This is a genomic window from Acinetobacter lwoffii (genome assembly GCF_024129115.1).
Lineage (GTDB): Bacteria > Pseudomonadota > Gammaproteobacteria > Pseudomonadales > Moraxellaceae > Acinetobacter > Acinetobacter lwoffii_T.
This window is the reverse complement of sequence record NZ_JAMXXO010000003.1, coordinates 125,631-143,916: the sequence shown is the minus strand read 5'-3', so window position 1 is coordinate 143,916 and position 18,286 is coordinate 125,631. Positions and strand designations below refer to the sequence as shown.

Below are 18,286 nucleotides of genomic sequence, written 5' to 3'. Positions count from 1 at the left end.
TCCTCTTACGAAGCAGAGCTTCTCATCTCTTAAAGAGAGGGGAATTTTCTTTTTTGAATAATGGAGGGATTAGATCTCCGTATTTTCATTCCATAAAAAATAGCCGCCGTACTGACTTGGACGGTATTCACCACCGATGGATTTGCCTTGGTCAGTTAAAAAATGTTTACCCGTGTCATTCAGCTTTAAAAAGCCTTTATCCACTAACTTTTCAAGTAAATCTGCTGTTTTAATTTTATATTTGGCAGCCAGTTTGGAGGTGGTCAATTTACTAAAGGCATTAGCTTCTTCATCAGTTTGACCTAAATCCTCAGTGTTCGGATTAGCTTTGACTTCATCTAAGCTGATCCGGACTTCTTCGCTAATCCGAATAATACGCTGCGCTTCTTCATACGCATCTTTAAAAACCTCATCATCTTCATACTTACGAACTGAAATGCCCATTTCATTGTTATTGACCTGGCTAAATTCATATAAATTCAAACTCGAAATAATACATTCCGATTCATTGAGATAGCACTTTGCATGCAGGTTTTTGCAGAAACTCAAACGCACATAGTCCAGTTTTTGAATCCATTTGATTTCTTCAGGATGCAAATCACTTTTGCCATAGACAATCCGAACATCAATTTTTAACCGGTCTTTGTCTTCTAATAATTCTTTAATACGGTCATTGAGACGTAAATACGGACTGATTAAAATTAGACGTTCTTTGGCATTTTTAATGAGTTCTTCTAAGAAAAAATTGGTTGCACTGGTATTTAGAAATTTAGCCATATTTTCCCTGTAATATTTTGAATATTATGTTTGTTATAGGGGAATAAGATATCGCTGAATCAGCAATCACTCAACCTTTAAATACATGCCATCCGCTGAGACATTATGGCCAAAACCGCAAGACATTGGATTGTTGCTATTCACCACAATCTGTTGTCCAATTTGAGCGTTAAACTGAAATTTCAAATCAATTTTGCAATCTTCTACGCTGTAATTGGCCTGAGCTTTATTCAGCGACATACGGGTTAAAAATTCTCCCATATTTGGTCCATAAATCAGACTGCGTAAACCCATATAGAGTCCATTAAACTCAATCTGGTAGGCATTAGAAGCTGGTTTAACCTCCATCGTATTCCACTGACCAAAACCTGCATAGCGGACATATTTCCCTGCAAGATTCTTTGGTTTTTGTGGTGCAGGCAATTGCTTCAGATTGAACTGGCTGGCTTTAGCATTCGGAAAAACGGAAAACCAGGCGCGTGCCCACTGCGGATTTCCAAGCTTGGCATAACTTAAACCGACATTATTAAATGCCGTGGTGATATCACGTTCAGAAAAAGCTGTACCCTCATCTTCTACATTCATCGCACAAAAAGATGACCAGGCGGCTTGTTGCTCAAATTGCGCTATAGCCTTTTGATATTGTTTTTGGTCGTAGAATTTCTTGCCATTATTTGCATAGCTTTGCACTTTGCTACAGCCTGAACGGAGCTCTTTTTCAAAATCTGAATCAGCAAAAGTGTGCGCGCTTAAACCTAAAAGACCGATAGACAATAGAGATTTATACATGGTGTTATTCAGTATGATTTTTAGCTGAATAAAACATAGCCGCTCGTATAAGTAAATAGAACTTGTGCTTATTAAACTGGATAAGAACAAAATATCGTGATGGCCAAGTATTAAAAAGCTGAAGAGTAGTGTCCAGAAAGCAGTTCTGGAATAGTTTTAAACTAAGAATGAATCAAGCTTGATCCAGATTGAGTTGTAAGAGTACCAAATCACGCCATTGCCCAAACTTCTGTCCGACTTGCGGCATATAGGCAGTTTGAACGAAGCCCAGTTTTTCATGCAGACGAATCGATGAGTTGTTTTCAGAATCAATCGCCGCGACCATGATATGCAGTTTCTGTACTTGAGCCTGTTCAATTAAATATTGCAATAATTTAGAACCCAAACCTTGCCCTGCATAATCTGGATTTAAAAAGATGGAATGTTCTACCGTCTGTTGAAAGCCCTGAATACTACGAAACTGATCATAACAGGCATAGCCAGCAACGACTTGATTTTGAGTATCTTCAACCACAAAAACCGGGAAATTCTGATTTTTAAGCTGTTTAAACCAGATTTTGAAATAGTTCAAATCAAAGGCTGTTCTGTTCCAGGTCGCAGTACCATAGAGTACTTCCTGATTATAAATCTCGAGGATGGTTTCAAGATCATGTTCGGTCGCAGGTCGAATGTCAAAATCAGGCATATTCTTGTTCTAGTAGAGGTGAGCTGAAATCACAGTTTAAAAAAAAAGCAGAACCGGAGTTCTGCCTTTGATCATACATCAATTAGAAATGATATTTCACAAGTGCGCTGACATCATTTTGGTCTACGCCTTTATAACCATATTTATTGTTCCAAACTGAATGTTCGATACCTACATAAAGTTTAGTGTCTGGAGAGATATGTTTACCTACATTCCATTTGTACTGAGATGTCCAGTTTAACTCACTTGCGTGACCATTCTTTTCAGCCGTTGACCAATCCAGGAATGCATCAACAAGGAAATCTTCAGTACCTAACTTAAATGGTACTGCGTAAGTGATGGTCATTTGATAATCATCTGCAGTGTTATCATTGTCAGCTTTGTAGAAGTTAATGTTTGCATATTGAGTATATGGAACATTTAAAGCAAAACCAACACCATACAAATAGTTATTAAAGCCTTCGCCACCTTCCCAAGTTGTCGCAACGAGTACGTCCTTGATTAGACCAACTTCAAGTTTAGTTCCTGAAACTGCACTTAAGCTTAAACGCGGTGCAACCTCAAAATAGGTACTATTACCTTCTGGATCATTGTTAGTACGATCAGCGAAAGCAAAGAAATCACCATATTTTAAACCTGCCGCATATTCAGCAGTAACTGTTGTTTGATCAAGCTTTTCATCTTGAGTGAGAAATGGTGATTTATAGTTTTCACCATAAAGACCTGTAACGCTAAAGTCCTGCCAAACTGGTTTTGCTTGAGCAAATGCTGCAGTTGAAGCCAATGCACAAAGTGCCGCAAGTTGTGTAAATTTCATTTAAATCTATCCCCCCGAGAAAGCAGAATAAGCATACAGATTAATAAGTAAAAATAAAGTTAAAAGTGATCGCTGACTTAAATATATTTCAGCCCCCATGAGTTGAATGAAGACGATCATCTTCCTCAGTTTTCATTGCCTTTCGCTGATACTTCTCTAAATTATTATTTTTTAAATAAAGTTGAATATGTAGTGCCTTAAAAGACTGAATGTATAACTAAAAATATAAAATCACTTCAATTCAGGATGATGAGTTTAGAAAACCAGTAAAAATAGGGGGAATATACAGATTGTTTAGTAATTAATTTGAGCCTGAGGCTGAATAGCTTTGTTCTGTTTGTGTAATGAGGTTAGTTCTAAAATCTCAAATGACGGTCGTTTTATAAGCCTGTTCTCAGCGTCGTAAAATAAGAGTGATCGGTCTTATATTTCAATTGAAAATCATTTTTGCAGTTTATTATTTTCGAATGACGAAAGAGTATTTTTCCCGGTTCTGCAAAAGCAACTAAATAATGATAAAGCAAATGATCTATTCAGAACTGTAAGGCTGACTAGGCGCTGATCTTATAAGAAAAACTATTAGATAAAAGTGAGCTAATTTTCATAAAAAAATACTTTTAATTTCTTTTTTTTAGGTTTCTTGGTCGAATGTTATTTAAGCGATTTATCTACCTGGCCAAAAAAACATTTCAAATTAAATCGTGTGAAAGGTTGTGAAATTTCCGTTTGAAAAATCCTGTATTTTTGAGCTGAGTAAGCAGTTGTCACAATGGATTATTCTTTTGCTAAAAAACCAAAATATCACTTGCATATTTCCCAGATACAGCCGATATTCAAGATATAAGGACACGATTCTGCAGACTCAAAAATGTGTTCATCATTCAAAATGGAGGGTGTGATTCCAATCATTTGAAGAAGTGAAATGCGATGCGAAACAGCAAGCTACAAACGTGCCAAGATAAAAAATTTTGCACTCAAAAGTTACAAAGATTGAGGATGGTAATATATGAATATTGAACTTCGTACCGATAACCACATTCAGAATAGTGATCGTTTAATTACTTATGTACGGGAAGAATTAAATCAAGAATTCCAGCGCCACAGCGAACGTATTACCCATTTTTCAGTCCATCTCAGTGATGAAAATGGCGCCAAAGGCGGCGATGACGATATTCGCTGTATGATTGAAGCGCGTCCTGCAGGCTTGAAACCTGTCGTAGTCAATCATCGTGGCCATAATGTCGATACTGCGATCCATGGTGCAATTGACCGACTAAAACGTAGTCTGGAACATGTGATCGAGAAAAAAGACAATGTTCGTCCTGGTGCTCTCGAACTAGCAGACACAGATACTGCGGATATCGAAGAGTAAGCCGAACCGATTTGAAAAAGCCCTGCGGGGCTTTTTTCGTATTAAACAAAAATATAGTTATGAGAAGCACAACAAATCCTGCTTTATTCGGCATAATAGTCGAAAACGAATCAAAGTGAGCTCCATCATGTTAACTGCGCAACAACAGCTTTTTGTGCAAGCACTCGAAGAATTAAATCTGGATCAGGTCAAACAGCTGCTGGCAGATGGACTCAACCCGAATTTTATTGATCATGACAAAGGCCCGGTGATTTCGGTCTGGTCAGATGGCCTGTTTAAATGGTGGGAAGAGGTGTGTGAGCTGTATGAAGCCGGTACACCACTTTCAGAAGATGAGAAACAGGCCCGTTTGGCGGTACATTTGCAGATTTTGGAAGAACTGATTCAGGCCAAGGTAAATCTGCATCTGTGGGATGCAGAAGAAATTTATGGCCCGCTCTGGGATGCCGCAAGTGCTGCATGCGCGCCAGCTGTGCAGCGTTTACTGGATGAAAAAGTCGATCCAAATAGCAAAGATGAAGATGGCATGACTATTTTATCTTCAATTAGTGATCTATTCTTTGATTGTGATTTTGATGAAATCAACTGGTCAGAAGCCTTGGATGAAGAAAAACAGACGCTAGAACTGCTTCGCAAGCATGGCGCAAAAATGACCAAAGAACTTAGTTAAATTTTAATAAAGAGCTCCAACATGACAACATTAAAAACATTGGGTTTGATTGCACTGGCCGGTTGTAGTGCACAGCTTTTCGCAGCAGATTTTGAATTTGATCGACCAGGTGAGGGTCTGAGTACTGGAATTACGCCAGTCGGAAATGTCGCTTGGGAGCAAGGCTTGCCTACAGCGCGTTATAGCAAGTCGGGCGATCAGACCGCGACCACACTCAGTGCAGATATGTTGTTACGTACCGGACTCAGTGATGATCTGGAATTGCGTTTAGGTTGGGCTGGCCCGACCTGGACCCAAGTGAAATCCAATGGCCAGACCGAAGAAGATGATGGTCTGGGCGATGTTAGTATTGGTCTGAAAAAGGCCATTGATTTGGATGATGACAAACTCAGTATGGCTTTGTTGGCCGAAGCCATCATTGCAACAGGCAATGCCGGTTTCACTAATGAAGAAGATATTTACAGCTTGGGTTCTGTCGTGTCGTATCAATATAATGACTTGGTCAGTACCGCATTGACCATGCGTTATGAATGGCAGGACAGCAACTGGGCAGTGTCTGCGATTCCTTCTCTAGGCTACCGCATTACTGATCGCTGGTCAGGTTATTCTGAACTGATTTACCGTAAAGCGGAAAGTGTCGATAATCAATACGCACTCGGTACCGGGGTCATGTATGCTTTAAACGATCGTGTCCAGTTAGATGCGAATGTCGGTGTAGATCTGGATGGTGCAGATCGAAGCTACTTCTCAGGCCTAGGTTTCTCTGTGCTGTTCTAAGATACTCATTCATAGAAGATGAAATACTCGCAGTTCCCGACCTGGGGGAAAATGCTTGCCCCGGTTATTTTGGGAAGCGCCTTGTTCAGCAGTCCTGCTCAGGCGGAAACTGCATTGTTGTCTGCCGAGCAGGCCTTTCCTGTGAGCGTGATCTCCACCAGTCAGCAGCAGGCTGAACTGAGCTGGCAGATTCCGGACAACTATTATCTGTATCAGCATAAAATTGAAGTCCGGCAGGGCAACCAGCCGGTGACGTTTGAGTTGCCACCCGCTGAAGATTTATATGATGACAACTATGGGCATACCCAGGTTTATTATCAGCAGTTAAAGTTTCAGATCCCGACTCAGGCGGGGCGATCCTATCAGGTCAGCTGGCAGGGTTGTGCCAAAGACCGGATCTGTTATCCGCCACAAACCATTCAGTTCAAGACCGATTTGTCCGGTCTGGTGCAATTTGAAGCTGCCGGATCAGGAACAAAGCGTTTACTTGATCTGAATACTTCGTCACTGCAACACAATACCCTGTTTAATACAGCAGATTCTTCAGAATCTACAGCAGATGAAATCTCTGCATCACCCAACACACAAACCGAACCCTATGCAGCACAAGACCAGAAATGGTCAGCCCAACTGCTTGAACGCTCTTTGGGCTATGGGCTTTTGCTGTTTTTCGGCCTGGGAATTTTACTGGCGTTTACGCCGTGTTCCTTGCCGATGCTGCCGATTCTGACCTCACTGATTGTACGTGACAGTAAAGGCCTGAAAGCCTGGATGATTGCACTGACTTTTGTCAGCAGTATGGCTGCTGTCTATGCAGTACTTGGCCTAATTGCATCTTCGGCCGGTCTGAATTTTCAGCGCTGGTTGCAGCAACCTGGGACTTTAATTGCTTTTAGTGTGCTATTTGTCCTGTTTGCCCTGAATCTGTTTGGCCTGTTTGAAATCAAACTGCCGCAACGTCTGGTTCATCGTCTGGATCGGGCACAGGCCATGCAGCAGGGAGGCAGTCTGGTCAGTGCCGGTGTCATGGGCATGATCTCGGCGCTTCTGGTGGGGCCATGCATGACCGCACCGCTGGCAGGTGCATTGTTGTTTATTTCTCAGACGCAAAGTCAGTGGCAGGGGGCTTTACTGCTGTTTACCCTGGGTTTTGGGATGGGGACGCCTTTATTGCTGGCCAGTATTCTGGGAGCACGGATTCTACCTAAAGCCGGGCACTGGATGAATCAGATCAAAGTGCTCTTTGCCTTTATCATGCTGGCGCTGGCGCTGTATTTTATTCGCCCACTGATTTCAGAAGCCGCTTTACAATGGTTATCCCTAGCTTTGGGTATGACCTTCGTGGCTTATGTGCTGTTCCGGATTTTCTGGCATCGTACCGGTTTGAGATGGCTATATATCCTGTGTCTGGTACTGGCCGTGCCCTATATCGCTTATAGCCAATATCAGCACAGTCAGCGTTTTTTTGTGGAGCAGGCGAGCACAGAAGCCAAGTGGCATGTGGCACGTAGTGCAGCAGAATTTCAGCAGATTTTGGACAGGGCACCACAAGGGCAAAAGATTATTATTGATGTCTACGCCGACTGGTGTGTTGCCTGTCAGCCGATCGAACATCGTATTTTAAAATCTGCAGCGGTACAGCAGGCGCTTGCGCCATATTTCCTGATCAAGCTGGATTTAAGCCAATATAATGTCTCTCATCAAGCGCTGTTAAACCAATGGGAAATTCTCGGGCCGCCGACGTATTTATTCTTGAATGCGCAGCAGCAGGAAATTAGGGGTTTACGTTTAACCGGTGCTTTTAGCGAGGCAGAATTGCTGGCACAGCTGCAAGCACTGGCTCAAAGTGAAAATCCATAATTTAGTTCTTAAAAAAAGCTGAACCCGTTTAAGAAACCTGCATCTGTACTGGCACCGGTTCAGCATAAGCTTTGACCAGATTACGCCCACCGGCTTTGGCCTGATAAAGCGCCTGATCAGCCTGACTCAATAACTGCTGCGGGCGTAATTCCGCGCTAGAAATGGCAATCCCGAAACTGGCGGTCACCGGAATCAGCTCATCCTCATCACTGAAAATCTGCAATTGCTGAATGGCGATGCGGCAGCGTTCAGCCACTTGTTCGGCTTTTTCCAGACTGGTATTTTTAAGCACCAAAATAAATTCTTCCCCGCCAAAACGGCCGACTATATCACTTTCGCGCAATTGCTGATTCAGCACGGCACTCACTTCGACTAAGGTTTCATCACCCTTATGATGGCCATAGTGATCATTAATCTTCTTGAAATGATCCAGATCCAGTAAGACCAAGGCGTAATTTGGAGTGGCTGCAGCATTCAGTTTATCCAGACATTGGTTGATGCTACGGCGGTTAAACAGGTTGGTGAGTGGATCAATCTGGCTCAGTTGTTTGATCAGCTGCTCGCGATGACGCCATTGACTGAGCAGAATCTCGAATAACACCATGCAGACGGCCAGAATTGGCAAAATAAAATACAGCATCGATAACAGCCAGAAACCATTATAGAAAAGCTTGTCATCGATATTAAAGAGCGGTGAATAAGGTAATTGATGACTGAAACTTAAATAGGCACATCCGCCCAGAAAAATGGAGGCAGGAATCAGCATGCTATACACCAGCGTGCGATGAAACAGCACCAGACCGACCATAATTAAGCAGACGTAAGCGGTGGTAGCGACCGGACTGATCACGCCGACAATATAGGCATCCCGGCATAGCGAAACCACAAAGGTGCCGACTGCCAGATAGGGTAGATAACGTTCCACCAGACGGTTGCCCTGAAATTTATAACAAGGATAAATCAGTAAGGCTAAAATCAATAAAAAACTGCCGTTCAGCACGACTTGTGAATGAACCCGTTCAATCTGTACATATTGCCAATACTCAGGATTGAATAAAACAAAGAGATCCCAGCCGAGCCAGGTCAGATGTACACCGCATCCCAAAGTCAGCATCAGGATGCATTTCTTCAGGATACGCCAGTTCATCACGACTTCATCTTCGACCAGATATTTCTTGATTCTGTGTCTTAGCACTTTTTCTAATACAGGCGATATTCGCTTCATGGTCCCGGTCTGACTTTAATTGTTATGGCAGATTTTTTAAGACTTATTGGATATTTATAGCTTTATTTACACAAGATAACATAAGTTTGAATGCTTGATAAACAACAATATTTAAAACATTTTTGTGATTTAGTTGATATCTGATCTGCTCATTCTTTGCCGATAGCGTAAGTGATCTAGGCTATGCCAAAGGGTTCTCATCAAAATTAAAGAGGTTAAGAGGTATACAGTTTTGTTCTAAATTCAGGATGATGTGTTTTATTTGTGCTAATTATTTCAATATGGTCAATCGTTAAAATGGCTGCATTGTTAGAAACAACCAAAGATAAAGAGCGAAGCCATGAAAGTTTTACAGATTGATTCCAGTATTTTAGGAGATGCTTCTATTTCGCGTCAGTTAACTCAGGCCGTGGTGGAACAATTGCAGCAAAAATATGCTGAGGCCATTGAGGTTGAATATCTGGATCTGGCAGCACAGCCTATTCCCCATCTTACCGCCGAAATTTTAATGGGCCAGAATGCAGAACAGACGGCATTGGGCGAGGAAATTTTAGAACAATATTTGCAGGCGGATGTCGTGGTGATTGGTGCAGCGATGTATAACTTCGGTTTGCCATCGACCCTGAAAGCCTGGATTGACCGGATCTGTGTCGCGGGACGCACCTTTAAATATACCGAACAAGGTCCTGTGGGTCTGGCGGGCAATAAAAAAGTGTATATCGCCAGCAGCCGTGGTGGTGTGTATGGTGAGCAAAGCCCGGCTGATTTTCAGGAGGCTTTCTTGAAAACCGTATTTAACTTTACTGGCGTGAATGATATTGAAGTGATTCGTGCTGAAGGGGTGAACATGGGAGAAGCGGTTAAAGCCCAAGCGCTACAAACTGCATTGCAGCAGGTTCAGGCCATTTAAAACCTAAAACCTCTTTTCAAAGGGTCAGCTACGGCTGACCCTTTTTATATGCTAAATCATGCTTAATCCCGATCCAGACGATGGGCAAATTCTGCAAGATCGGTCAGCGCCTGTTTGGCTTCATCGAACCAGGCGCTGAACATCTGGAAGTTGTGCCACATGCCGGTATACAGTTTAAATTCGACCTCGACACCTGCCTGCTCCGCTTTTTCTTTAAAACGGCTAGCATCATCCAGCAGAATTTCCTTGGAACCTACCTGAATATGAATCGGTGGCAAACCGGTTAAATCGGCAAAAAAAGGAGAAACTTCCGGATCACCCCGATCAATTGAACGCGGTACATAATATTCAATCCCGGTTTGAACTGTTTCCAGAGACAGCAGGGCATCATGCTTCTGGTTATAACGTAAAGATTCACTGGTCAACGTTAAATCTAGCAGTGGAGACAGCAGAATCAGACCGCTGACCTGTGGCAGACTTTCCTGCTGTATTTTGAGTGCCAGCGCCAAGGCCAGATTGGCACCGCAAGAATCGCCGGACAGAATAATATCTTTGGCCTGAACACCTTGATCCAGCAGCAGATTATAGACATCAAACAAGGCTTCTAATGCTTCTGGATAGGCAGATTCAGGTGATAGCGGATAATCGACATGCAGTACCTGCATCTGGGTTCGAGCCGCAATTTGAGTCATAAAGGCGCGATGGGTATTTAAAGAACCTAAGTAAAATGCGCCGCCATGAATATGAAAAATCAGCTGGGTCGATTCCTGCTGCGGCTTAATTTCTTCCGCGTGCAGTCCGGCCAGTCGGAGCGAGCGAATCTGTACCGTTTTATCCTGAGGGAAAAGTTTGCACATCTGTTCCAGAGCAATGCGCATTGAACTCGGTGGAAGACTGAATCTGCTCGGGGCACGAATGGCCGTTTTTAAAAAGCTTTCTGTAATTAATTGTTTCGTTAGCGGGCTTATCTTCATCTTCCTTCCATCTTTTTGTGCTTTTATTGATCGTGTAGATTATTTACCAACCATATTTACAAGGTTACACTAAATAGTCACAGCTAAAAATTGAAAAATTGTTGTGACTTTTTAATACTACATGGGTCTATTTTCAGACTAAGGAAATGAAGAAAAATGAAAAAAATAGCGCTTACGTTAGGACTACTAGGCTTATCTGCACTGGCTAATGCCGCGGATCCTTTAAATGGCACGGTATGGAAAACCATTGATGATAAAACCAAGCAGCCTAAGGCCATGGTTAAATTCACTGAACAAAAGAACGGCACTTTGTCAGCCAGTATTCAGTCTGTGTTAACTCCAGGTGAAGAAAATGCCTGCAAGAAATGTGAAGGGCCATATCACAACAAATCTCTGAAAGGCCTGACCATTGTTAAAGGTCTAAAAAATGCTGGCGGGACTAGCTATGACAGCGGTTCGATCCTTGATCCACAATCCGGTAAAACCTATAAGTTGAAAGGCCAGTTGGCAGACGGTGGCAAGAAACTTGAGCTACGTGGTTTCATCGGTGTAGCGGCATTGGGTCGTAACCAGACTTGGATTCGTGCCAACTAATTTATTTTAAGCAGATATACAAAAGCCTGATCGATGTCAGGCTTTTTTATGAGTGTTATTCAATACAAGATATTAGTGGGCTAAGCTACGATAAACCGTTTCATTAAAACCGGCAATAAATCCTGTAGAGGTTGCCAGTATTGGACGTTTGATTAAACTGGTATGGGTGGTTAATGCATTAATTAAGGCATTTTCACTTGACAGGGTGGCCTGTTGCTCTTCTTCACTGAGTTTACGCCAGGTAGTGCCTTTCTTGTTCAGAACCACGTCCTGACCCAAGGCATCCAGCCAGGTTTTGACGGTTTCAGCATCGATGCCCTGTTTTTTATAATCATGAAATTCATAACTCAGACCTTGCTCCGTCAGCAGATCAAAGGCTTTTTTCATCGAACTACAATTTTTAATTCCGTAAATTTTTAACATAGCTGCCATCTAAAAAATTTAAATCATGAACTAGCTTAACCAAATTGGCAGCAGCAAACCATGCAAAAGCAAATGAAAAAAAAGAAAAAATTTTAAATACCAGAAAAGTCATGTCATCAAAATGACATCAAGCAGCTTTAACATGAGCAGCAAGAAAAAGAACAATCTAAATAATAAGAAAAATAAAAATTTGGGAATGATAGAAATAGAAAACCCGCATTTAATCATCCTGATCATGCGGGTCTCAATCCAACGTCCAATGTCACATCCATGCAAAACAAGCTAAATCTATAGTCTGTTTTATTTTCGTCCTACGGCGTCCTGTCCTTATGTTGTCGTCCTGACATGTCCTTGTGCCGTAGCGCTATAATGCTATGTTATTACATTAAGATAAACCCAAAAAATACGTCATGTCATGTAAGAGATAAGCCTTAATTGAGTGAACGTATGTTCACTCAATTAAATAATGAAGATTATAGTTTGTAGTCGATGATCACGGGGGCATGGTCGCTAAACCATTGTTCTTTATAGACCCAGGCATTAACGGTACGCTCTTTCCAGTCCGGAGAGCAGGCATGATAATCAATCCGCCAACCAACATTCTTGGCACGCGCCTGTCCACGGTTTGACCACCAGGAGTATAATTCGGCTTCTTTGCGGACTTCACGGAAAGTATCGACATAACCAAGCTCATCGTAGATATGATCTAGCCAGGCACGTTCGTGCGGTAAACAGCCCGAGGCTTTCTGGTTACCCGACCAGTTTTTAATATCGATACGTTTATGCACGATATTGTAGTCACCGCAGACAATCACCGATTTATTTTCATCGCGCCACTGTTTCAGGATTTTTGCGTATTCTTCCAGAAAGTGATCTTTACGCGCTTGTGCTTCATCGCCTGATGAACCCGAAGGCAGATACAGGGAACAGATCTGTACAGTTTGTTCTAGACCCAAGTTAAATTCAGCGGCAATAAAACGGCCTTGTGAATCGGCCAGTTCAAAACCCAAGCCATCGGTCAGAGACACAAAAGGCAGACGGCTATAAATGGCAGTACCGGCATAACCCGGACGCTCGGCAGGAAACAGGTGCGTGTACCAGCCTTCAGGCTTGAATTTATCGGTCCACTGCGCATGCGTGATCCGGCTTTCCTGCATGCAAATCACGTCGGCATCCGACTGTTCCATCCATTCTAATAGACCTTTGGTGACAGATGAGCGTAAGCCGTTGACATTAATTGAAACGACGCGAAGAATTTTTTGATCACCTGGATAGCTACTCTTTGGTATCATGCGCAAGTCTTACCTTAATTAATGGATTTAGGAGCACCTCATGTCAACGCCAGCTCAGTTTAACCCACAAGCTTTTATCGAACTCGCATTATCACGCGGTGTGCTTAAATTTGGTGAGTTTACTTTAAAATCGGGACGTGTGAGTCCCTATTTTTTTAATGCGGGTCTGTTGAATGATGGTGAAGCCTTGACATTGCTGGCTTCTGGCTATGCTGCAAAACTGATCAAATGTGACCATGTTGAAGTGATTTTTGGACCTGCCTATAAAGGCATTCCTTTTGTGGCAGCAACTGCTGTGGCTCTGTCGCAAAATCATGGGGTAAGTGTGCCGTGGGGTTTTAATCGCAAGGAAGCCAAAGACCATGGCGAGGGTGGCGTATTGGTCGGTGCTTCTGTAGAAGGTAAAAAAGTCTGGATCATTGATGATGTGATTACCGCAGGCACAGCGATTCGTGAAGTCGTCACCATCCTGAAAAATGCCGGTGCGCAGATTGCGGGTGTGCTAGTTGCATTAGACCGTCAGGAAAAAGGTCAGGGCGAACTGTCTGCGATTCAGGAAGTGCAGCAAGAGCTTGAGATTCCTGTACATGCCTTAATTACCATGAAAGATTTAATGGACTATCTGGAAGCGAAAGGCGACCTAGCAGCTTTGGCGAAAATGGAAGATTACCGTGTTAAATATGGGATCTAAGCCTAGATTGGCATAGAAAAGGAAGCTTGAGCTTCCTTTTTTTGTAGATGTTCAATTTGCTAAACATTTGAAATTTATTATCTCTGTCTATTCTTGTAAGCATTGGCTTACATCAATTCCAGCACTTTGCGGCTGTTTTGAATAGTGGAAATTTCCTATGATAGCTTTAACAGGAACAGGAGGTTCCACACAAGAATAACAATAGATAAATACAAGGAAAGTAAGGTACGACAGGAGTTATACCAAGCGAACCCATACGGAAAGCCCCTGGCAGGATGCTAGGGGTTTTTCATTTTTATCTTTTATAAAGTCTAACTGAGCAGCAGTGATTCAGAAACATGATTCTTAAAAATTCACTTTTGATGAGCTAAACAGACAATCAGAAAACCTTTCACCAAAATTATGAATCTTCAGTGCTAAAAAAAGCACCTGAAGGTGCTTTTTCTTATTGCTGGGCTAAATTATAGCGCAACGATATTGATCGCATTTGGACCTTTTTGACCATCAACCACGCTAAAAGAAACGCGCTGACCTTCAAACAAAGTTTTGAAACCAGAACTGCTGATTTCTTTAAAGTGTGCAAAAACGTCAGGACCTGATTCTTGTTGAATAAAACCAAAACCTTTAGTTTCGTTAAACCATTTTACTGTACCGGTAACTGTAGTAGACATAATATAACCTGTTAAATTTTAATAATTTTAGTCATGCAAATGACTATGGATAACTTGGAAAAACAACAAGAATTGAAATAAAGATCTGAAAAAACTGAGGATTATAAATAATACTGCGGCACTTAAAGAAGCTTAACTAAACAACGCTTTTTTCTAGTTAAAGACAGCATAGCCTAAATCAGAAAATATTCAAGTTTTTTATATTTATTATTTATTTTTCTTATAAAAGTAGCTCAATTCTTGTTTTTTAAAGCATTTCAAGCTGATTCGCTTGAGCTTTATCATTTGCATTTAAGCTTTAGCGAAGCTAAACAATAAATACACGTTGTGTTTGTGTTACTTTATGTTAATCAAAATCGTTCAGTACCCAGCAAGATTTTACTAAGTCAGTGTATTTTATAACTTTGGGTAAATTAGTATTTGTAGTTTTAAGATAGTTATCGTCATTGTTTGTGTATAAAAATCCACCTATATTAAAATTCAATTGGAAAAATTAACTATAAGAATTTCTTGATTTTAATTTAAAACCAAATACGAGTGAGTCTCATGGATTACTGGAACAGTGTGTTACTTATATCCATCATCACCATGGTTGGACTGGCCATGATCATCCTGTTTGTCGGATGTAAAATGTGGAAGAACTTGGTGGTTACTTTACTGATTGCCACCTTGATTGGATTTCTGCTTGTATGTGCGATCAATTTTATTTTTGGCGATCGTCTTCAATTTCTATGGGGTGCCCCTGAGACTGATGATAGTAATTTTATGCTGGAAATGGGGCTGCTGAGCCTGTTAATTGGCGGTGTGAGTACCTTTATCATTATGTTAGGCACTTTGGTTGCTAAAAGTAACAGTGGAAATCAAGGCGATGAAGACTAGTTTTTCGCAAAATAACAAGTCTCTTAATGAGCGGGAAAGTGCAGAAAAACATCGCATGTACAGTTCATAGGCTTAAAAAATCTTTCTCAGCCAAATGTATAGTGCCATAGCGCTACGGGGCATAAATGGAGCTTCATATCCCGTAGCTGCATAATTTTCTGTATCAAAAATTTAGAACATCATTCTTAGACCTGCACCATAGATCCAGCCTTTTTCAGAATCAGAGCTTTGCTGCCAGGCTGTCTGTTTGTTGCCTTTACTATATTCATAACCCACTTCCAGATAAGGCATGAGCTTTTTGCTCAGTTCATAGCGTGTTTCCAAGCCCAAGGTGGCATGACTAAGGCCGGTTTTTTTCGCATTCGCTGCCTGATCATTCAGGATGACATCCAGTTCGACAAAGGGCTGCATAATCAGTTTCTGAGTCAGTAACAGGTCACGCTCTGTTTCCAGTTTTAATCCGACAAAGTCATCTTCACCGACATAGACATGAGCATCCGTTTCGAAAAAGTAGGGGGCCAGGCCATGCAGGCCAAATACTGCATCGAAGCGCTCGTTCTGCTGGTTTGTAGAAGGCTCGGCTAAATTTTCCTGTCGATAGCGCACCCCGGTCTGCACATCCCAAAAATCGGAAATATTGCGGCTATACAACACTTTGGCATCATATTCGGCCTGATGGGATTCATGTTTGTCGGCTTCTAACTTGAGGAAGATTTTATTTTCATCCGTGCCGACTCTGGCCTGGTTCTTGGACTTGAATGCTCCATTTCTCTCTGAACTATGCTGCCATTTCTGGTCCAGAATAATCTGGCTATAAATCTGTGCACCATGTTCTTTACGATGATCATGTTCGCTGGCAGAACTGACTGAATTTTGTGGCGTGCTCAGCACCTGCTGTTGATGCAATAACTTTGGTGGCGGTTGATAGGATGAGGCATCTGCTGTTCCAGTATGCTGTGCGTGGTTATCAGCCATGTTTTGCATGGCATGATGTCCGCTATGATGCTGATGTTCAGCATGGCTTGTATGATCGCTAGAAGCTGCCGCAAAAATACTCAGACTGCTTAGGGTAAGCGCACTGCTGAGCACTGACTTTACAAAAAGATTAGTGATGTGCATGGCTTTCTCCTTGAGCAGCTGCTGGTTTTGAAGGCATTTTTTGTGAAGAAGGGTGAGATGTTTGATCTTCATCTACATGTGCCACAATCAGCTTGTTCATCATGCCGGCACTCATGTGATAGAGCAGATGGCAGTGAATCGCCCATTCTCCCAGTTCGTCTGCTGTGAGCAAGGTCGTGACCGTTTTCCCGGGCGGCACAATCACGGTGTGTTTATTTGGCATATTTGCAGCAGACTGACCATTTTCCAGCTGCATAAACATGCCATGCAAATGCATCGGATGGGCCATCATGCTGTCATTGATAAATTTCAGCCGGATCCGCTCGCCATATTTCACTTGAAGTGGCTCGGCATCACTGAATTTTTTACCATTCATGGTCCAGATGTAGCGCTCCATGGTTCCACCCAGACGAATCACCAGTTCACGTTCTGCTGCGCGGGTATCAGGTTGTGGTGTCAGGGCTTTGAGGTCTTGATATTGCAAGGCTTTGTGCCCTGCAGGCGTAGACATATTGGCCCAGCCCTCAACCGGCTGATGAGGCTGATTGGTTCCGGACATGGCATTATGACTTGCATGCATGTCGTGCTGGGCATGTTGATCATGTTCACTTGTGGCAGTCTGCATGGTCTGACTGCTGTGTGTGTCATGTGACATGTCATGTTGTTCGCCATGTCCCATATCTTCCATGGTCAATAAGGCACGAGGGCGCGGTGTTGGTAATTGAACCGGAGCCAGGGCTTTACTTGAATCAGTTGCCTGATGCAGATTGCCAATGGCAAAGCCTGAGCGGTCGATCGATTCCGCTTCAATCTGGTAATGCGCTGCAGTGGGTTCCACAATCACATCATAGGTTTCAGCGGTTCCGATACGGAATTCATCTACATTGACCGGCTGCACCGGTTGTCCATCGGCACTGACCACGGTCATTTTCAGCTGGGGAATACGCACATCGAAAAACGACATGGCAGAAGCATTGATGAAACGCAGGCGGACTTTTTCATTGGGCTGGAACTGGCCACTCCAGTTTTGTTGCGGCGTTTTTCCATTGACCAGAAAGGTATAACCGGTAACATCAGATAGGTCGGTTTTCAGCATACGCATCTGGTTCCACATCTTGCGGTCTGACCAGGTGGCCTTCAGGCCATCACGTTTCACCTGCTGGAGTACATCGCCAACGGTTTCGCGCTGGTTCTGATAATATTCGGCCGATTTTTTTAAATTGTTCTGAATCTGCTGGCCGCTTTGTTCGTGAAAATCTGACAGCATCACCACATAATCCCGCTCGGTTTGTTCATGTGGAGGTAGTAATGTCTGTGCTTTGGGGCGAATCACCAATGCGCCATAGAGGCCATCCTGTTCCTGACCTTTGGAATGTGCGTGATACCAATAGGTGCCGTTTTGACGAACCTTGAAGCGATAAGTAAAAGACTGTTTCGGTTTGATCCCCTGAAAACCGTTAAATCCGGGGACACCATCCATCAGCCCGGGCAGGAGGAGGCCATGCCAGTGCAGCGAGGTATCCTGATTGTTCAGGTTGTTTTGTACATGAATGACTGCATCATCACCTTCTTCAAATTCCAGCAAGGGTGCAGGGAATTTTCCGTTTACAGTGATACGCTTGACCGTCTTTCCGGTGAGATTGATCGGGCTTTCATCAATGACCAGATGATATTCTTTTACGGCTGCAAACAAGGCAGACGACGAGATGAGACCGAAGCCCAGACACAGGCTTTGACTGATTTTAAGCAACATAACTTAAT

19 protein-coding genes are annotated in these 18,286 nt (G+C 42.6%); 8 read left to right on the top strand and 11 right to left on the bottom strand.

Features of this window, described 5'->3' with window-relative positions:
* Positions 1-69: 69 nt before the first annotated feature.
* The 4 genes from NI470_RS04845 to NI470_RS04830 all read right to left on the bottom strand — a co-directional run bounded on the left by NI470_RS04845 (position 70) and on the right by NI470_RS04830 (position 3,068).
* The gene (locus tag NI470_RS04845; RefSeq protein WP_004281281.1) at positions 70-777 is read right to left on the bottom strand and encodes a phospholipase D family protein; all 708 of its coding nucleotides are present in this window, start codon (positions 775-777) and stop codon (positions 70-72) included.
* A 66-nt stretch (positions 778-843) separates the two neighbouring features.
* On the bottom strand, positions 844-1,566 hold the full coding sequence (locus NI470_RS04840) for a hypothetical protein (protein WP_005245661.1): 723 nt from the start codon (positions 1,564-1,566) through the stop codon (positions 844-846).
* A gap of 172 nt (positions 1,567-1,738) precedes the next feature.
* Positions 1,739-2,251 carry a GNAT family N-acetyltransferase gene (locus tag NI470_RS04835; RefSeq protein ID WP_004281283.1) on the bottom strand — a complete coding sequence of 171 codons (513 nt, stop codon included), beginning with the start codon at positions 2,249-2,251 and terminating at the stop codon, positions 1,739-1,741.
* Between the two features lie 82 nt (positions 2,252-2,333).
* On the bottom strand, positions 2,334-3,068 hold the full coding sequence (locus NI470_RS04830; protein WP_004281284.1) for an outer membrane protein OmpK: 735 nt from the start codon (positions 3,066-3,068) through the stop codon (positions 2,334-2,336).
* 1,006 nt (positions 3,069-4,074) lie between these two features.
* Here NI470_RS04830 and NI470_RS04825 point away from each other — a divergent pair.
* From NI470_RS04825 to dsbD, 4 genes are all read left to right on the top strand, one after another.
* Positions 4,075-4,440 (top strand): HPF/RaiA family ribosome-associated protein, encoded by a 366-nt coding sequence (locus NI470_RS04825; protein WP_004281285.1) that lies wholly within the window; start codon positions 4,075-4,077, stop codon positions 4,438-4,440.
* Positions 4,441-4,567: 127 nt separating this feature from the next.
* The gene (locus NI470_RS04820; protein WP_039902494.1) at positions 4,568-5,110 is read left to right on the top strand and encodes an ankyrin repeat domain-containing protein; all 543 of its coding nucleotides are present in this window, start codon (positions 4,568-4,570) and stop codon (positions 5,108-5,110) included.
* Between the two features lie 21 nt (positions 5,111-5,131).
* On the top strand, positions 5,132-5,887 hold the full coding sequence (locus NI470_RS04815; protein ID WP_004281287.1) for a transporter: 756 nt from the start codon (positions 5,132-5,134) through the stop codon (positions 5,885-5,887).
* 18 nt (positions 5,888-5,905) lie between these two features.
* Positions 5,906-7,747: a protein-disulfide reductase DsbD gene (gene dsbD / locus NI470_RS04810; protein WP_253147839.1), complete on the top strand. Its 1,842-nt coding sequence runs from the start codon at positions 5,906-5,908 to the stop codon at positions 7,745-7,747.
* Between the two features lie 28 nt (positions 7,748-7,775).
* Here dsbD and NI470_RS04805 read toward each other — a convergent pair whose 3' ends face one another.
* Complete coding sequence (locus NI470_RS04805; RefSeq protein WP_005267681.1) at positions 7,776-8,972, bottom strand: GGDEF domain-containing protein; 1,197 nt, start codon at positions 8,970-8,972, stop codon at positions 7,776-7,778.
* A gap of 340 nt (positions 8,973-9,312) precedes the next feature.
* On the opposite strand from NI470_RS04805, the gene NI470_RS04800 reads away from it, so the two are divergent.
* Positions 9,313-9,882 carry an FMN-dependent NADH-azoreductase gene (locus NI470_RS04800; RefSeq protein WP_005267680.1) on the top strand — a complete coding sequence of 190 codons (570 nt, stop codon included), beginning with the start codon at positions 9,313-9,315 and terminating at the stop codon, positions 9,880-9,882.
* A gap of 62 nt (positions 9,883-9,944) precedes the next feature.
* On the opposite strand, the gene NI470_RS04795 is transcribed toward NI470_RS04800, so the two are convergent.
* Positions 9,945-10,856 (bottom strand): alpha/beta hydrolase, encoded by a 912-nt coding sequence (locus NI470_RS04795; RefSeq protein ID WP_168730605.1) that lies wholly within the window; start codon positions 10,854-10,856, stop codon positions 9,945-9,947.
* 156 nt (positions 10,857-11,012) lie between these two features.
* On the opposite strand from NI470_RS04795, the gene NI470_RS04790 reads away from it, so the two are divergent.
* Complete coding sequence (locus NI470_RS04790) at positions 11,013-11,450, top strand: DUF2147 domain-containing protein (protein WP_005105342.1); 438 nt, start codon at positions 11,013-11,015, stop codon at positions 11,448-11,450.
* 72 nt (positions 11,451-11,522) lie between these two features.
* Here NI470_RS04790 and NI470_RS04785 read toward each other — a convergent pair whose 3' ends face one another.
* Together NI470_RS04785 and NI470_RS04780 are read right to left on the bottom strand one after the other, a co-directional pair.
* Positions 11,523-11,873, bottom strand: a complete 351-nt coding sequence (locus NI470_RS04785) for a Spx/MgsR family RNA polymerase-binding regulatory protein (protein WP_168730606.1) — start codon at positions 11,871-11,873, stop codon at positions 11,523-11,525.
* A gap of 473 nt (positions 11,874-12,346) precedes the next feature.
* On the bottom strand, positions 12,347-13,165 hold the full coding sequence (locus NI470_RS04780) for an exodeoxyribonuclease III (protein ID WP_005105345.1): 819 nt from the start codon (positions 13,163-13,165) through the stop codon (positions 12,347-12,349).
* A 40-nt stretch (positions 13,166-13,205) separates the two neighbouring features.
* Between NI470_RS04780 and pyrE the strand changes: the two genes are divergently transcribed.
* Entirely contained in the window at positions 13,206-13,856 is a 651-nt protein-coding gene (pyrE, locus tag NI470_RS04775; protein WP_004729142.1) for an orotate phosphoribosyltransferase, read from the top strand.
* A 461-nt stretch (positions 13,857-14,317) separates the two neighbouring features.
* On the opposite strand, the gene NI470_RS04770 is transcribed toward pyrE, so the two are convergent.
* Positions 14,318-14,527 carry a cold-shock protein gene (locus NI470_RS04770; protein WP_004281299.1) on the bottom strand — a complete coding sequence of 70 codons (210 nt, stop codon included), beginning with the start codon at positions 14,525-14,527 and terminating at the stop codon, positions 14,318-14,320.
* Between the two features lie 546 nt (positions 14,528-15,073).
* Here NI470_RS04770 and NI470_RS04765 point away from each other — a divergent pair.
* On the top strand, positions 15,074-15,406 hold the full coding sequence (locus tag NI470_RS04765; RefSeq protein ID WP_005267675.1) for a hypothetical protein: 333 nt from the start codon (positions 15,074-15,076) through the stop codon (positions 15,404-15,406).
* 171 nt (positions 15,407-15,577) lie between these two features.
* Here NI470_RS04765 and NI470_RS04760 read toward each other — a convergent pair whose 3' ends face one another.
* Both NI470_RS04760 and NI470_RS04755 read right to left on the bottom strand, forming a co-directional pair.
* Positions 15,578-16,525 carry a copper resistance protein B gene (locus NI470_RS04760; RefSeq protein ID WP_005267673.1) on the bottom strand — a complete coding sequence of 316 codons (948 nt, stop codon included), beginning with the start codon at positions 16,523-16,525 and terminating at the stop codon, positions 15,578-15,580.
* On the bottom strand, positions 16,512-18,278 hold the full coding sequence (locus NI470_RS04755) for a copper resistance system multicopper oxidase (RefSeq protein ID WP_253147838.1): 1,767 nt from the start codon (positions 18,276-18,278) through the stop codon (positions 16,512-16,514). The genes NI470_RS04760 and NI470_RS04755 overlap by 14 nt, the downstream gene beginning before the upstream one ends.
* Between the last annotated feature and the right edge of the window lie 8 nt (positions 18,279-18,286).

Bases quoted from the DNA above. Each gene is read 5' to 3' on its own strand.
- NI470_RS04760 (WP_005267673.1), bottom strand. From the start codon at position 16,525: ATGCACATCACTAATCTTTTTGTAAAGTCAGTGCTCAGCAGTGCGCTT.
- NI470_RS04840 (WP_005245661.1), bottom strand. From the start codon at position 1,566: ATGTATAAATCTCTATTGTCTATCGGTCTTTTAGGTTTAAGCGCGCAC.
- NI470_RS04790 (WP_005105342.1), top strand. From the start codon at position 11,013: ATGAAAAAAATAGCGCTTACGTTAGGACTACTAGGCTTATCTGCACTG.
- NI470_RS04830 (WP_004281284.1), bottom strand. From the start codon at position 3,068: ATGAAATTTACACAACTTGCGGCACTTTGTGCATTGGCTTCAACTGCA.
- NI470_RS04765 (WP_005267675.1), top strand. From the start codon at position 15,074: ATGGATTACTGGAACAGTGTGTTACTTATATCCATCATCACCATGGTT.
- NI470_RS04805 (WP_005267681.1), bottom strand. From the start codon at position 8,972: ATGAAGCGAATATCGCCTGTATTAGAAAAAGTGCTAAGACACAGAATC.
- NI470_RS04825 (WP_004281285.1), top strand. From the start codon at position 4,075: ATGAATATTGAACTTCGTACCGATAACCACATTCAGAATAGTGATCGT.
- pyrE (WP_004729142.1), top strand. From the start codon at position 13,206: ATGTCAACGCCAGCTCAGTTTAACCCACAAGCTTTTATCGAACTCGCA.
- dsbD (WP_253147839.1), top strand. From the start codon at position 5,906: ATGAAATACTCGCAGTTCCCGACCTGGGGGAAAATGCTTGCCCCGGTT.
- NI470_RS04785 (WP_168730606.1), bottom strand. From the start codon at position 11,873: ATGTTAAAAATTTACGGAATTAAAAATTGTAGTTCGATGAAAAAAGCC.
- NI470_RS04815 (WP_004281287.1), top strand. From the start codon at position 5,132: ATGACAACATTAAAAACATTGGGTTTGATTGCACTGGCCGGTTGTAGT.
- NI470_RS04835 (WP_004281283.1), bottom strand. From the start codon at position 2,251: ATGCCTGATTTTGACATTCGACCTGCGACCGAACATGATCTTGAAACC.
- NI470_RS04845 (WP_004281281.1), bottom strand. From the start codon at position 777: ATGGCTAAATTTCTAAATACCAGTGCAACCAATTTTTTCTTAGAAGAA.
- NI470_RS04795 (WP_168730605.1), bottom strand. From the start codon at position 10,856: ATGAAGATAAGCCCGCTAACGAAACAATTAATTACAGAAAGCTTTTTA.
- NI470_RS04780 (WP_005105345.1), bottom strand. From the start codon at position 13,165: ATGATACCAAAGAGTAGCTATCCAGGTGATCAAAAAATTCTTCGCGTC.
- NI470_RS04820 (WP_039902494.1), top strand. From the start codon at position 4,568: ATGTTAACTGCGCAACAACAGCTTTTTGTGCAAGCACTCGAAGAATTA.
- NI470_RS04755 (WP_253147838.1), bottom strand. From the start codon at position 18,278: ATGTTGCTTAAAATCAGTCAAAGCCTGTGTCTGGGCTTCGGTCTCATC.
- NI470_RS04800 (WP_005267680.1), top strand. From the start codon at position 9,313: ATGAAAGTTTTACAGATTGATTCCAGTATTTTAGGAGATGCTTCTATT.
- NI470_RS04770 (WP_004281299.1), bottom strand. From the start codon at position 14,527: ATGTCTACTACAGTTACCGGTACAGTAAAATGGTTTAACGAAACTAAA.